This is a genomic window from Streptomyces sp. NPDC057682 (assembly GCF_042799575.1).
In the GTDB taxonomy this organism is placed as follows: domain Bacteria; phylum Actinomycetota; class Actinomycetes; order Streptomycetales; family Streptomycetaceae; genus Streptomyces.
Map to the genome: position 1 here is coordinate 230,877 of NZ_JBHVIN010000014.1, position 13,372 is coordinate 244,248.

Below are 13,372 nucleotides of genomic sequence, written 5' to 3' on the forward strand. Positions count from 1 at the left end.
AGGACAGAACGGGACAGAGCAAGCGGCCGGGAGTGGAACCGGTACCGCAACCGGTTCCGGAACCGGTACCGGCGTTGGTGGCGTGAGTTAACCCCGCTGGAACACGGCCGTCAATACTTCACGTCGAAATTGGTCCGGACCCATTTCGACGGCACGCGGAGACGGTGATTGCGTTCAACTAATGAACGCGCAGGCCTCTTGACGTGAACACGCGGGTGCCGTTCACTCCTGCCTCGTCCGACGGCACTTCCCCCACGCTCCCGCCGAGGAAGGCATCCAGCCATGACCCGTTCAGGAAGGGCGGCGAGGGCACTGCTCGCCGCCGTGCTCGCGACCGCCGGTCTCTCCGGGCTCTCGTCCGGCACCGCCCAGGCCGCGGGCGAGACGGTGCACATCGCCCTGACCACCACGGACGACGCGGGGGGCCGCCATGTCACGCGCGGCCTCCAGGACCAGACCCCGATCACCTTCACCGCGGGCAGCGGCGGCGCCGGCACCACCGTCACGGTGGACGAGAACACCCGCTACCAGACCTTCACCGGCGGCGGAGCCTCCTTCACCGACACCGCCGCCTACCTGATGAAGAGCAGCGGGGCGCTCAGCCAGGCGACCCGTGACGCCACGATGAAGAAGCTCTTCTCCCCCACGGAGGGCATCGGGCTGTCCTTCGTCCGCAATCCGATGGGCGGTTCGGACCTGGCGCGGTACGGCTACACGTACGACGACCTGCCGGCCGGTCAGACCGACCCGTCCCTCGCGAAGTTCTCGATCGCACATGATCTCGAAGACGTGCTGCCGCTGACGAAACAGGCCAAGCAGCTCAACCCGGCGCTGACGACGGTGGCCTCGCCGTGGACCGCGCCGGCCTGGATGAAGGACAGCGGGCAGCTCAACGGCGGCTGGCTGAAGGCGGAGAACTACGGCACCTACGCCGACTACTTCGTGAAGTACCTCCAGGCCTACCGCGACCAGGGCGTCCCGGTCGACTACGTCACCGCGCAGAACGAGCCCACCTGCTGCGGCGGTTACCCCTCGATGAGCTGGAACGGCTCCGGCCTGGCCTACTTCACCAAGAACGAGCTGCTGCCCAAGCTGGCCGGCGCGGGCCTGGCCACCAAGGTGCTGGCGCACGACTGGAACTGGGACACCTACGACGCGTACGCCGCGGCCACCGTGGACGACGCCGCGGTCCGCAGCCACCCCAACTTCGGCGGGGTGGCCTGGCACGGCTACGGCGGCGACATCACCAAGCAGACGGCGGTGCACGCCCAGTACCCGTCGATGGACGCCTTCCAGACCGAGCACTCCGGCGGCACCTGGATCGCCGACCAGCAGCGCGAAGACATGATGAACATCATCGATTACACCCGCAACTGGGCGAAGTCGGTGACCAAGTGGTCCCTGGCGGTGGATCAGAACCGCGGCCCGCACAACGGCGGCTGCGGCACCTGCGACGGCCTGATCACCGTGCACGACGGGGATTCCAGGAGCGGCCAGGTCGACTACACGATCGAGTACTACACGATGGGGCATCTGACCAAGTTCGTCCGGCCCGGCGCCGCCCGGATCTCCTCCACGGCCAGCTCCACCGTCCCGAACGTCGCCTGGCGCAACCCGGACGGCTCCAAGGCACTGATCGCGTACAACGGCGGCGGCTCCGCCCAGCAGCTCACGGTCAACTGGGGCGGCAGCACCTTCACCTACACCCTGCCTGCCCGCACCTCGGCGACCTTCACCTGGTCGGGGACGCAGTCCGGTTCGGGCAGCGGCGGCACCTCGGGCGCGTTCAACGGTTCCGGCAAGTGCCTGGACGCGACCGGGAACTCCGGGGCGGACGGCACCCCGGTCCAGATCTGGGACTGCACCGGCGCGGCCAACCAGCGCTGGACGCTCCAGAGCGACGGCAGCGTCCGCACGCTCGGCGCCTGCCTGGACGTGACCGGGGGCTCCACGGAGAACGGGGCGAAGGTCCAGCTGTACACCTGCAACGGCACCGCGGCGCAGCGCTGGAGCTACAACGCCGCGACGGGCGATCTGGTCAGCACGGCGGCGGACAAGTGCCTGGACGTCGTGGACCGGTCGACGGCCAACGGGGCCCGTACCCAGATCTGGACGTGCACCGGCGCGGCCAACCAGAAGTGGCGCCTCCAGTAGCGGCGCCCGCGCTTCCCCGGACGTGGGGGTGGTCGGGCCGTGGCCGGACCACCCCCACGTCCTACTCGGTGGGCTCGACGCCCGCGCGGAGCAGCCCGTAGGTGTACGCGTCCTCCAGGGCCTGCCAGGACGCGGCGATGACGTTCTCGGCGACCCCCACGGTCGCCCAGTCGCCGGAGCCGTCGCCCGTGGTGATCAGGACCCGGGTGGTGGACTCGGTGCCGGTGCGGCCCTCCAGGATGCGGACCTTGTAGTCCATCAGCTCCATCTTGGCGAGCTGAGGGAAGATCCGCTCCAGGGCCACGCGCAGCGCCCGGTCCAGCGCGTTGACCGGGCCGTTGCCCTCGGCGGTGGCGACGATGCGCTCGCCCTGGGCCCAGAGCTTCACGGTGGCCTCGTTGGCGTGCGTGCCGTCGGGGCGGTCCTCGACGATGGCGCGCCAGGACTCGGTGCGGAAGTAGCGGCGTACCCGGCCCTCGGCCTCGGCGCGCAGCAGCAGTTCGAAGGAGGCGTCGGCGGCCTCGTAGGTGTAGCCCTGGAGCTCGCGCTCCTTGACCCGCTCGACGACGCGGCCGATGAGCGCGCGGTCGCCGCCGAGGTCGACGCCCAGCTCCTGGCTCTTGAGCTCGATGGAGGCGCGGCCGGCCATGTCGGAGACCAGCATCCGCATGGTGTTGCCGACGAGGGCGGGGTCGATGTGCTGGTAGAGATCCGGGTCGACCTTGATCGCGGAGGCGTGCAGCCCGGCCTTGTGCGCGAACGCGGAGACGCCGACGTAGGGCTGGTGGGTGGAGGGCGTCAGGTTGACGACCTCGGCGATGGCGTGGGAGACGCGGGTCATGTCGGCGAGCGCACCCTCGGGCAGCACCTTCTTGCCGTACTTCAGCTCCAGCGCCGCGACGACGGGGAAGAGGTTGGCGTTGCCGACCCGCTCGCCGTAGCCGTTGGCGGTGCACTGGACGTGGGTGGCGCCGGCGTCCACGGCAGCCAGGGTGTTGGCGACGGCGCAGCCGGTGTCGTCCTGGGCGTGGATGCCGAGCCGGGCTCCGGTGTCGGCGAGGACCGTGGAGACGACGGCCTGGACCTGGGCCGGGAGCATGCCGCCGTTGGTGTCGCAGAGGATGACGACGTCGGCGCCGGCCTCGGAGGCGGCCTTGACGACGGCCTTGGCGTACTCGGGGTTGGCGCGGTAGCCGTCGAAGAAGTGCTCGCAGTCGACGAAGACCCGGCGGCCCTGTTCGCGCAGGTGGGAGACGGTGTCGCGGACCATCTCCAGGTTCTCGTCCAGGGTGGTGCGCAGGGCCAGCTCCACATGGCGGTCGTGCGACTTGGCGACCAGCGTGATCACCGGGGCGCCCGAGTCCAGCAGCGCCTTGACCTGCGGGTCGTCGGCGGCGGTGCCGCCGGCCCGGCGGGTCGCGCCGAAGGCGACCAGCTCCGCGTTGCGGAAGTCGATCTCCTCGCGGGCACGGGCGAAGAACTCGGTGTCGCGGGGGTTGGCTCCGGGCCAGCCGCCCTCGATGAAGCCGACGCCGAACTCGTCCAGGTGCCGGGCGATGGTCAGCTTGTCCGCGACCGTCAGGTTGATGCCTTCACGCTGGGCGCCGTCGCGCAGCGTGGTGTCGAAGACGTGGAAACTGTCGTCGGTGGGCTTGGCCTTGGTGGTCATGCTGGTCTGACTCCTGTCGGATGAGTGGATCCGGACGATCTGATTCCACTTGCCCCCATCATCCCGCGTGCCTCGCCCCGGCCGTGGTGAGGGCCGGAAAACGAAAAAACCCCTCGCGGGTGCGAGAGGTCTGCGCGCGGGTCTGGGGCACGGTGGCCGTGCCGTACGTGGTGATACGGAACGGTCACTGCGGACCGGCGCGCCTGCTGCCAATAATCATGACGAACGAGGGCACGGAGGCAGTCTCGCACAGGACCGCCCCCGCGCCCCGCCCCGTCTCAGGATGCGGGCGTGATCGTGGTCGCTTCCGGGACGGCCGCCCGCTTCCCCCCGTCGAGGGCGGCGACCCGGTTCAGATCGATGTCCCTGGTCTCGCGCATCGTCAGATAGACGACGAGCGAGACGGCCGCGCACCCCGCCACGTACCAGTAGAAGCCCGATTCGTGACCGGCCCTCTTGAACCACAGCGCCACGTACTCGGCGGTGCCGCCGAACAGCGCGTTGGCCAGGGCGTAGGAGAGCCCGACACCCAGCGCGCGGATGCCGGTCGGGAAGAGTTCCGCCTTCACACAGGCGTTGATGGAGGTGTAGCCGGTCACCACCAGCAGGGCCAGCAGCGCGAGGCCGAAGGCGGGCCAGAAGGTGTCCGCGTGCCGCAGCAGCGTCATGATCGGCACGGTCAGGAAGGTCGAGCCGACCGCGAAGGTGATGAGCAGCGGGCGGCGGCCGATCCGGTCGGAGAGCATGCCGGCCGGCGGCTGGACGCACATGAAGACGAACAGCGCGCAGAAACTGACGAGCGAGGCGGTGGACTTGTCCATGCCCGCGCTCTTCGAGAGGAACTTCGTGAGGTACGTCGTGTACGTGTAGTAGGCGACGGTCCCGCCCATGGTCAGCGCCATCACCAGGAAGGCCTCGCGGCGGTGCTGCCACAGCAGCCCCAGGGTGCCCCGGCTCGCGTCGGCGGCGGCCCCGGAGTCCGCGTACACCTCGGTCTCCAGCAGGGAACGCCGCAGGTAGAAGACGATCGCGGCGCCGAGCGCGCCGACGACGAAGGGGATGCGCCAGCCCCAGCTGTGCAGCGCGGCGTCCGACAGGTTGCGCTGGAGGAGGATCTGGAGACCGAGGCCGACGAGCTGCCCGGCGGTCATGGAGACGTACTGGAAGCTGGAGGCGAAGCCACGCCGCTCGGGGGCGGAGGCCTCGGTGAGATAGGTGGCGCTGGCGGCGTACTCGCCGCCGACGGACAGGCCCTGGAGCAGCCGGGCGAGCATCAGGACGGCGACGCCCGCGTATCCGGCGGTGGCGTAGGTGGGGGCGCAGGCGATGAGGATCGCGGAGGCCGACATCAGGGTGACGGTCAGGGTGAGCGCGGCCTTGCGGCCTCTGCGGTCACCGATCCGGCCGAGCAGCCAGCCGCCGACCGGGCGCATGAAGAAGCCGACGGCGAAGATGCCCATCGTGTTCATGAGGTTGGCGGTCTCGTTGCCCTCGGGGAAGAAGGCGTCGGCGAAGTAGACCGCGAAGGTGGCGTAGACGAACCAGTCGAACCACTCGACCATGTTCCCGGCCGAGCCGACCCAGATTTTCTTCCACTGCTCTCGTCCCATGATCCGTCACCGTGCCCGAACCGCCGGAAGCCGGACAAGGGCGCACAGCACGGGCGCCACCCGGACGTGTGTGCGCCCCCTCCACGACCGGGTGAGAGGCCGGAAACGGACGGGGCCGCGCCCCCGGAACAAGAGGGGGCGCGGCCTCGGTGGAAGGTCCGTCCTAGCCGAGCGGGTGCATCCAGCCGTGGGTGTCCTCGACGACGCCGCGCTGGATGTCCAGCAGGCGCTCGCGCAGCTTGAGGGTGACCGGGCCGGGGGTGCCGTCGCCCTGGGTCCACTCGCCGCCCGCGCTCTTCACCGTGCCGACCGGGGTGATGACGGCGGCGGTGCCGCAGGCGAAGACCTCGGTGAGGGTGGAGTCGGCGGTGTGGTCGCGCCACTGCCCGATGGAGACGCGGCGCTCCTCGGAGGTGCAGCCGAGGTCCCCGGCGAGCTTGAGGAGCGAGTCGCGGGTGATGCCCGCGAGGAGGGAGCCGGTGAGGGTCGGGGTGACGATGTGGTCCCCGTAGACGAAGTACAGGTTCATCCCGCCCAGTTCCTCGACCCACTGGTGCTCGACGGCGTCGAGGTAGGCGACCTGGTCGCAGCCCTTGGCGGCGGCCTCGGCCTGGGCGAGGAGGGAGGCGGCGTAGTTGCCGCCGGTCTTGGCGTCGCCCATGCCGCCCGGGACGGCGCGGACGCGGTCCTCGGAGAGCCAGATGGAGACGGGCTTCACCCCGCCGGGGAAGTAGGCACCGGCCGGCGAGGCGATCACGAGGAAGAGGTACTCGTTGGCGGGCCGGACGCCCAGGCCGACCTCGGTCGCGATCATGAACGGGCGCAGGTACAGCGACTCCTCGCCGCCGTGCGGCGGCACCCAGGCCGCGTCCTGGCGGACCAGCGCGTCGCAGGCCGCGACGAAGGTCTCGACGGGCAGCTCCGGCATGGCCAGCCGGCGCGCGGAGGCCCGGAAGCGCTCGCCGTTGGCCTCGGGCCGGAACGTGGCGACCGTGCCGTCGGGCTGGCGGTAGGCCTTGAGCCCCTCGAAGATCTCCTGGCCGTAGTGGAGCGTCATATTGGCCGGGTCGATCGACAGCGGGGCGTACGGGACGAGCTGCGCGTCGTGCCAGCCGCGCCCCTCGGTCCACTTGATGGTCACCATGTGGTCGGTGAAGTAGCGGCCGAAGCCCGGCTTGGCCAGGATGGCCTCGCGCTCCGCGTCGGACAGTGGGTTCGAGGAGGGCTTGAGCTCGATCGTGGTCGTCATGAGTGCGTGTCCTTCACCGTATTTGTGTGTGTCGGGCCGCGTCCGCGCCTCCCCTGTCAGACAGGTACTAGGACGTCCGAGCTTCACTGCGGCCACGGTCCCGTTCGATTATCGCCCGACGGGGGCCGTGCACGGAAATGACGCGTATGCGGTCCGGGTTCGATGGTGGCACCCGGGGCCGCACAGGAGAAGCCGCCGGGTGCGTCTGCGACCCGGCGGCTTCGTGGTGGAGTCGTCGGATCAGCCCGCTACGCGTACCGCGAGGGCGTCGCCGATCTCGTCGGTCGTACGGGCCCCGTCGCGCTCCGCCAGGTCGGCGGAGACGGCGTCCTCGATGCGCGCGGCCTCGGACTCGTAGCCGAGGTGGCGCAGCAGGAGGGCGACGGAGAGGATCGTGGCGGTCGGGTCGGCCTTGCCCTGCCCCGCGATGTCGGGGGCGGAGCCGTGGACCGGCTCGAACATCGACGGGAAGGCGCCCGTCGGGTTGATGTTGCCGGAGGCGGCCAGGCCGATACCGCCGGTGACGGCGGCGGCGAGGTCGGTGAGGATGTCGCCGAAGAGGTTGTCGGTGACGATGACGTCGAAGCGCTCCGGCTGGGTGACGAAGAAGATCGTCGCCGCGTCGACGTGCAGGTAGTCGGTGGTGACCTGGGGGTACTCGGACGCGACCTTGTCGAAGGTGTTCTTCCACAGGTGGCCCGCGTAGACCAGGACGTTGTTCTTGTGGACCAGCGTCAGCTTCTTGCGGGGGCGGGCGGCGGCGCGCTCGAAGGCGTCGCGGACCACGCGCTCGACACCGTAGGCGGTGTTGACGCTGACCTCGGTGGCGACCTCGTGCTCCGTGCCGGTGCGCAGCGAGCCGCCGTTGCCGGTGTACGGGCCCTCGGTGCCCTCGCGGACGACGACGAAGTCGATGTCCGGGCGGCCGGCCAGCGGGGTCGCGGTGTTCGGGAAGAGCTTCGACGGGCGCAGGTTGATGAAGTGGTCGAAGGCGAAGCGCAGCTTCAGCAGCAGCCCGCGCTCCAGCACGCCGGAGGGCACGGACGGGTCACCGATCGCACCGAGCAGGATGGCGTCGTGGCCCTTGAGGGCGTCGAGCTCCGCGTCGGGGAGGGTTTCGCCGGTACGGTGCCAGCGCCGGGCGCCAAGGTCGTACTCCTTGGTCTCCAGCTTCACGTCCTGCGGGAGAACAGCGTTGAGGACCTTGAGGCCCTGGGCCACGACCTCCTGGCCGATACCGTCACCGGGGATCACTGCGAGATTGATGCTGCGAGACATGTCCGCACCTTACTGCGCGTCCCACCCCATGACACGTCACGTCCACCATACGGACACATGGGGAGCTGTACGTGTACCGTTCACCTATCCGACGGTACGGAGACAGCCGGCCGGTGCAGGTTGTCGCCCATGGACATCCCCCGCTTCGGCATCCCCGAGAAGCTCGCCGACCGCATGACCATGGCCGAGCAGCACGAGTACCTGCGCTCCCGGCTGACCCGGCGCGGTGTGCTGCGCACCGGCGTGGCGACCGCCGCCGTGGCCGGCACCGCCGGGCTCGCCTCCTCCCCCGCCCACGCGGCCCCCTCGGTACTCACCTCCGCGACCACCACCCGGGTCGACGGCGCCCTGGTGGCCCCCTTCGGCCGCCACCTGGCCTACGGCGCCGATCCGAAGACGCGGATGACGGTCTCCTGGCAGGTCCCCTTCGCCGTGCGCCGCCCGTACATCCGGATCGGCCTCAAGCCGTGGGCGCTCAGCCGGAAGATCGACGCAGAGGTCCGCCACCTCACCACGCCGCTGCTGAACGACGGAAGGATCGCGGCCGCCGAGCAGTACTACGTGCACGCGGCCCTGGAGCGGCTGAAGCCCGGTACGACGTACTACTACGGCGTCGGCCACGACGGCTTCGACCCGGCCGACACCCGCCACCTGGGCACGCTCGGCACCTTCACCACCGCGCCCGAACGCGCCCGGAACTTCACCTTCACCGCCTTCGGCGACCAGGGCGTCAGCTACCACGCCCTCGGCAACGACCAGCTGATCCTGGGCCAGAACCCCGCGTTCCACCTGCACGCCGGGGACATCTGCTACGCCGACCCCTCGGGCTCCGGCCGGCCCACCGACACCTACGACGCCCGCACCTGGGACCAGTTCCTCGCGCAGACGGAGACGGTCTCCAAGACGGTGCCGTGGATGGTGACGACCGGCAACCACGACATGGAGGCCTGGTACTCACCGGACGGCTACGGCGGGCAGAACGCCCGCTGGACGCTGCCGGACAACGGCCCGGACCCGGTGAACCAGCCCGGCGCGTACTCCTTCGTGCACGGCAACGTGGGGGTGATCGCGCTCGACGCCAACGACGTCAGCTACGAGATCCCGGCCAACTTCGGCATCAGCGGCGGCCGTCAGACCCGCTGGCTGGACCGGCGCCTGGGCGAACTGCGGGCCCGGCACGACATCGACTTCCTGGTGGTCTTCTTCCACCACTGCGCCTTCTCCACGACCAACGCGCACGCCTCGGACGGCGGGGTGCGCGAGGCGTGGGTGCCGCTGTTCGAGAAGCACCAGGTGGACCTGGTGATCAACGGCCACAACCACGTGTACGAGCGTACGGACGCGATCCTGAGGAACGCGGTCCGGCGCCCCGTGCCGATCGGCGAGCGCACCGATCCGACGCGCGACGGCATCGTCTACGTCACGGCGGGCGGCGCGGGCAAGGCGCTGTACGACTTCCCGGTGCCGGACAGCTACGAGGGGCATGTCACGGACCTGGAGAGCGTGGACACGTACCACGTGGCCAAGGGCGGCGCGAAGGCCGCCGAGACCGTGGAGTGGTCGCGGGTGCGCTACACCGGCTTCTCGTTCCTCGCGGTGGAGGTGGAGACGGGGCGGCACCCCCGGATGAAGGTCAGCGCGCTCGCCGAGTCGGGGGCGCGCATCGACCACTTCGAGATCAGCAGGGGCTGAGCCCCGGCCCCGTGCGGGCGGCCCGGTTCAGTGACCGGTGGAGCCGCCGTTGTCCCTGCGGTCGAGCGCGCGCTGCAGGGCGGCGGCGGCGTTCTGCCGCTCGGACTCGGTGGGGCGGTGGGAGTGGCGGACGCGGCGGCGGACAGTGGTCTCGGCCATGGTGATCGACTCCTTGAGATCGCGAGGATTTCGAAATCCGCACAGCGTGAGCGTGCTGTCGAGATCGGTGATTTCGAGGTGCCGGAAGGGGCGGGGAGCGGGCGCCGCAGGGGTTGCCTGCGCGGGGCGCGCGCTCACGACCGCCGGTCGCTCGATCAAGCGAGACGTTCGGCTTCTACAAAGCTAAGGCAGCCCTGCCGGTCTGTCTCCACAATTACTCGGACTTCCTACTATCTGAGACGGAGGTTTACGCACACCTCTCCTCCGCTCACATCACGTCGCCGTCCCGCCAGTCGAAGACCAGCAGGTCGGAGCCCGGTTCCCCGGTCGCCGGAAGGGGTGCGCCGCCGGTCCCCCGGACATACGTGCTGCCCTCCTCGTGCGGCAGCCGGACGACGCCCTCGGGGCCCTGGACCGCGATCCGTCCGGGCCACGCCGTCCAGCCGCGTCCGGTGTACAGCGGGACCGCGCCGGCCGACGCGGCGAGCGCCCCGAAGGCGTACGCCCCGTCGACGACCTCCTCCAGGGCGGCCATGATCCGCCCGCCGAGCCCCCGGCGCCGGTGGCCGGCGCGGACGGCGACGCCCTCCACGTAACCGACCCGGAGCGAGCGCCCGGCGTGCACCGCGCGCCGCTGGATCACGCTGCCGTGCGCGAGGAGCCCGCTGCCGTCGCTCACCCAGGCGTGGACGCCGCCCAGGGTGTGGTCCCAGTCGTGGGCGTCGAACCGCCCCTCGAAGGCGGTGTCCAGGAAGGCGTGGATCTCGTCGAGGAAGGCGGGGGCGAGGGCGGAGGTGTGGGCGGTGCTCGGCATGGGCTGGGTCATGGGACCCAGCCTGTCAGCCTTCCGGCCGTCATGGGCGCGCGCATGGAAACCGCCCCCCGGCCGGCAGGGGAACCGGGCGGGGGGCGGGAATCGGGGCGGGGCGCCCGCGGGCGCCCCGGTGGGCGTCAGCCCTGGTGGGGGTAGGTGTACTCGGTCGGCGGGACCAGGGTCTCCTTGATGGCCCGGGTCAGGGTCCAGCGCTGGAGGTTCTGCGGCGCACCGGCCTTGTCGTTGGTGCCGGAGGCACGGCCGCCGCCGAAGGGCTGCTGGCCGACGACGGCACCGGTCGACTTGTCGTTGATGTAGAAGTTGCCCGCGGCGTACCGCAGCTTCTCCATCGTGTACGCGGCCGCGGCGCGGTCGTTCGCGATGACGGAACCGGTCAGGGCGTAGTCGGAGACCGACTCCATCTGCTCCAGCATCGCGTCGTAGTTCTCGTCCTCGTAGACGTGGACGGCGAGGATCGGGCCGAAGTACTCGGTCGTGAAGACCTCGTTCTCGGGGTCGGTGCACTCGATGACGGTCGGGCGGACGAAGTAGCCCACCGAGTCGTCGTAGGTGCCGCCCGCGACGATCGTGCACGCCGGGTCGGCGGCGGCGCGGTCGATGGCGGCCTTGTTCTTCGCGAAGGAGCGGTCGTCGATGACGGCGCCCATGAAGTGCGACAGGTCGGTGACGTCGCCCATGGTGATGGAGTCGACCTCGGCCGCGAAGGCCTCCTTGAAGCCCGCGTTCCAGATCGAGGCCGGGATGTAGGCGCGCGAGGTCGCCGAGCACTTCTGGCCCTGGTACTCGAAGGCACCGCGGGTCAGGGCGGTCTTCAGGACCGCCGGGTCGGCGGAGGGGTGGGCGACGACGAAGTCCTTGCCACCGGTCTCGCCGACGAGCCGCGGGTAGGTGCGGTAGTTGGCGATGTTGGTGCCGACGGTCTTCCACAGGTGCTGGAAGGTCGGGGTGGAGCCGGTGAAGTGGATGCCGGCCAGGTCGCGGTGGTTCAGCGCCACCTCGGAGACGGCGATGCCGTCGCCGGTCACCAGGTTGATGACGCCCTTGGGCAGACCGGCCTCCTCCAGGAGCTGCATCAGCAGCACGGCGGCGTGGGTCTGGGTCGGGGACGGCTTCCACACGACGACGTTGCCCATGAGGGCGGGCGCGGTCGGCAGGTTGGCGGCGATGGCCGAGAAGTTGAACGGCGTGATCGCGTAGACGAAGCCCTCCAGCGGGCGGTGGTCCATGCGGTTCCACACGCCCGGGGAGTTGGCCGGGGGCTGCTCGGCGAGGATCTGGCGCGCGTAGTGCACGTTGAAGCGCCAGAAGTCGACCAGCTCGCAGGGACAGTCGATCTCGGCCTGCTGGGCGGTCTTGCCCTGGCCCAGCATCGTGGAGGCGGCCAGCGTCTCGCGCCAGGGGCCGGAGAGCAGCTCGGCGGCGCGCAGGATGATCGCGGCGCGGTCGTCGAAGGACATCGCGCGCCAGGCCGGGGCGGCGGCCAGGGCGGCGTCGATCGCATCCTGGGCGTCCTGCTCGGTGGCGCCGGCGAAGGTGCCGAGGACGGCCTTGTGGTTGTGCGGCTGCACGACGTCGACGCGCGCGCCGCCGCCCATGCGCTTGACGCCGCCGATGGTCATCGGCAGCTCGATCGGGTTCTCGCCGAGCTCCTTGAGCTTCGCCTCCAGACGGGCGCGCTCCGGGGTGCCCGGGGCGTAGGAGTGGACCGGCTCGTTGACCGGTGCGGGGACCTGGGTGACAGCGTCCATGGTGTCCGTTGCTCCTTGAGGTAGTCGGATGGAGGGGTGCTCAGCCCTTGGTGAGGATGGAGCGGCCGAAGAAGAGGAGGTTGGCCGGCTTCTCGGCGAGGCGGCGCATGAAGTAGCCGTACCAGTCGGTGCCGTAGGCGGTGTACACGCGCATGCGGTGGCCCTCGGCGGCGAGGCGGATGTGCTCGTCGCTGCGGATGCCGTACAGCATCTGGAACTCGTACTCGTCGAGCTTGCGGCCGGCCTTCCGGGCCAGCTCCTGCGCGATGGCGATCAGGCGGGGGTCGTGGGACCCGATCATCGGGTAGCCCTCGCCCTCCATCAGCGTCTTCAGGATGCGGACGTACGCCTTGTCGATCTCGGCCTTGTCCTGGTACGCGACGGAGGCGGGCTCCTTGTAGGCGCCCTTCACGATGCGCACCCGGCTGCCGGCGGCGGCCAGCCGGCGGGCGTCCTCCTCGGTGCGGAAGAGGTAGGCCTGGATGACGCAGCCGGTCTGCGGGAAGTCCTTCCGCAGCTCCTCGTGGATGGCGAACATCGAGTCGAGGGTGGTGTGGTCCTCGGCGTCCAGGGTGACCGTGGTGCCGATCGCGGCGGCGGCCTCGACGACCGGGCGGACGTTGGCGAGGGCCAGCTCGTGACCGTTGTCCAGCGACTGGCCGAACATGGAGAGCTTGACGGACATCTCCGCCCTGGTGCCCAGACCCAGGTCCTTGAGGCGCTCGACGAGCTCCAGGTAGGCGTCACGGGCGGCGGCGGCCTGCTCGGGAGTGGTGATGTCCTCGCCGACCACGTCGAGGGTGACTTCGAGGCCCTTGCCGGCGGCGTCCTCGATGACCGGGACGACCTGGTCGACGGTCTCGCCGGCGATGAACCGGTCGACGACCTGCTTCGTGCCCGGTGCGGCCGAGATGAAACGGCGCATCTTGTCGCTGCGTGACGCGGCGAGAATCACGGGACCCAGCACGGGGCACCTCC

Annotated in this window: 10 protein-coding genes; 2 read left to right on the forward strand and 8 right to left on the reverse strand. The window is 70.4% G+C overall.

Annotated features, from left to right (window positions below; genetic code table 11):
- Window positions 1–282 precede the first annotated feature (282 nt).
- Window positions 283–2,154 (forward strand): ricin-type beta-trefoil lectin domain protein, encoded by a 1,872-nt coding sequence (locus ACFVDM_RS25630; protein WP_383644498.1) that lies wholly within the window; start codon window positions 283–285, stop codon window positions 2,152–2,154.
- A gap of 61 nt (window positions 2,155–2,215) precedes the next feature.
- Here ACFVDM_RS25630 and cimA read toward each other — a convergent pair whose 3' ends face one another.
- The 4 genes from cimA to ACFVDM_RS25650 form a co-directional block, all read right to left on the reverse strand.
- Window positions 2,216–3,823, reverse strand: coding sequence for a citramalate synthase (gene cimA / locus ACFVDM_RS25635; protein ID WP_383644501.1), 1,608 nt, complete (start codon window positions 3,821–3,823; stop codon window positions 2,216–2,218).
- A gap of 278 nt (window positions 3,824–4,101) precedes the next feature.
- Window positions 4,102–5,433, reverse strand: a complete 1,332-nt coding sequence (locus tag ACFVDM_RS25640; RefSeq protein WP_383644504.1) for an MFS transporter — start codon at window positions 5,431–5,433, stop codon at window positions 4,102–4,104.
- Window positions 5,434–5,596: 163 nt separating this feature from the next.
- Window positions 5,597–6,682, reverse strand: a complete 1,086-nt coding sequence (locus ACFVDM_RS25645) for a branched-chain amino acid aminotransferase (RefSeq protein WP_383644507.1) — start codon at window positions 6,680–6,682, stop codon at window positions 5,597–5,599.
- A gap of 240 nt (window positions 6,683–6,922) precedes the next feature.
- The gene (locus tag ACFVDM_RS25650; protein WP_383644510.1) at window positions 6,923–7,960 is read right to left on the reverse strand and encodes a 3-isopropylmalate dehydrogenase; all 1,038 of its coding nucleotides are present in this window, start codon (window positions 7,958–7,960) and stop codon (window positions 6,923–6,925) included.
- Window positions 7,961–8,089: 129 nt separating this feature from the next.
- Between ACFVDM_RS25650 and ACFVDM_RS25655 the strand changes: the two genes are divergently transcribed.
- A complete protein-coding gene (locus ACFVDM_RS25655) occupies window positions 8,090–9,652 on the forward strand; it encodes a purple acid phosphatase family protein (protein ID WP_383644513.1) in 1,563 nt (520 codons plus the stop codon).
- Window positions 9,653–9,679: 27 nt separating this feature from the next.
- Here ACFVDM_RS25655 and ACFVDM_RS25660 read toward each other — a convergent pair whose 3' ends face one another.
- From ACFVDM_RS25660 to ACFVDM_RS25675, 4 genes are all read right to left on the reverse strand, one after another.
- Window positions 9,680–9,811, reverse strand: a complete 132-nt coding sequence (locus ACFVDM_RS25660) for a hypothetical protein (RefSeq protein WP_383644516.1) — start codon at window positions 9,809–9,811, stop codon at window positions 9,680–9,682.
- A 268-nt stretch (window positions 9,812–10,079) separates the two neighbouring features.
- Window positions 10,080–10,637, reverse strand: a complete 558-nt coding sequence (locus ACFVDM_RS25665; RefSeq protein ID WP_383644519.1) for a GNAT family N-acetyltransferase — start codon at window positions 10,635–10,637, stop codon at window positions 10,080–10,082.
- A gap of 125 nt (window positions 10,638–10,762) precedes the next feature.
- Window positions 10,763–12,394: an L-glutamate gamma-semialdehyde dehydrogenase gene (pruA, locus tag ACFVDM_RS25670; protein WP_383644522.1), complete on the reverse strand. Its 1,632-nt coding sequence runs from the start codon at window positions 12,392–12,394 to the stop codon at window positions 10,763–10,765.
- 40 nt (window positions 12,395–12,434) lie between these two features.
- Window positions 12,435–13,361 carry a proline dehydrogenase family protein gene (locus ACFVDM_RS25675; RefSeq protein ID WP_383644525.1) on the reverse strand — a complete coding sequence of 309 codons (927 nt, stop codon included), beginning with the start codon at window positions 13,359–13,361 and terminating at the stop codon, window positions 12,435–12,437.
- Window positions 13,362–13,372 lie beyond the last annotated feature (11 nt).

Excerpts from the sequence above, each read along its gene's own strand:
- ACFVDM_RS25630 (WP_383644498.1), top strand. The coding sequence starts at position 283 with ATGACCCGTTCAGGAAGGGCGGCGAGGGCACTGCTCGCCGCCGTGCTC.
- cimA (WP_383644501.1), bottom strand. The coding sequence starts at position 3,823 with ATGACCACCAAGGCCAAGCCCACCGACGACAGTTTCCACGTCTTCGAC.
- ACFVDM_RS25640 (WP_383644504.1), bottom strand. The coding sequence starts at position 5,433 with ATGGGACGAGAGCAGTGGAAGAAAATCTGGGTCGGCTCGGCCGGGAAC.
- ACFVDM_RS25645 (WP_383644507.1), bottom strand. The coding sequence starts at position 6,682 with ATGACGACCACGATCGAGCTCAAGCCCTCCTCGAACCCACTGTCCGAC.
- ACFVDM_RS25650 (WP_383644510.1), bottom strand. The coding sequence starts at position 7,960 with ATGTCTCGCAGCATCAATCTCGCAGTGATCCCCGGTGACGGTATCGGC.
- ACFVDM_RS25655 (WP_383644513.1), top strand. The coding sequence starts at position 8,090 with ATGGACATCCCCCGCTTCGGCATCCCCGAGAAGCTCGCCGACCGCATG.
- ACFVDM_RS25660 (WP_383644516.1), bottom strand. The coding sequence starts at position 9,811 with ATGGCCGAGACCACTGTCCGCCGCCGCGTCCGCCACTCCCACCGCCCC.
- ACFVDM_RS25665 (WP_383644519.1), bottom strand. The coding sequence starts at position 10,637 with ATGACCCAGCCCATGCCGAGCACCGCCCACACCTCCGCCCTCGCCCCC.
- pruA (WP_383644522.1), bottom strand. The coding sequence starts at position 12,394 with ATGGACGCTGTCACCCAGGTCCCCGCACCGGTCAACGAGCCGGTCCAC.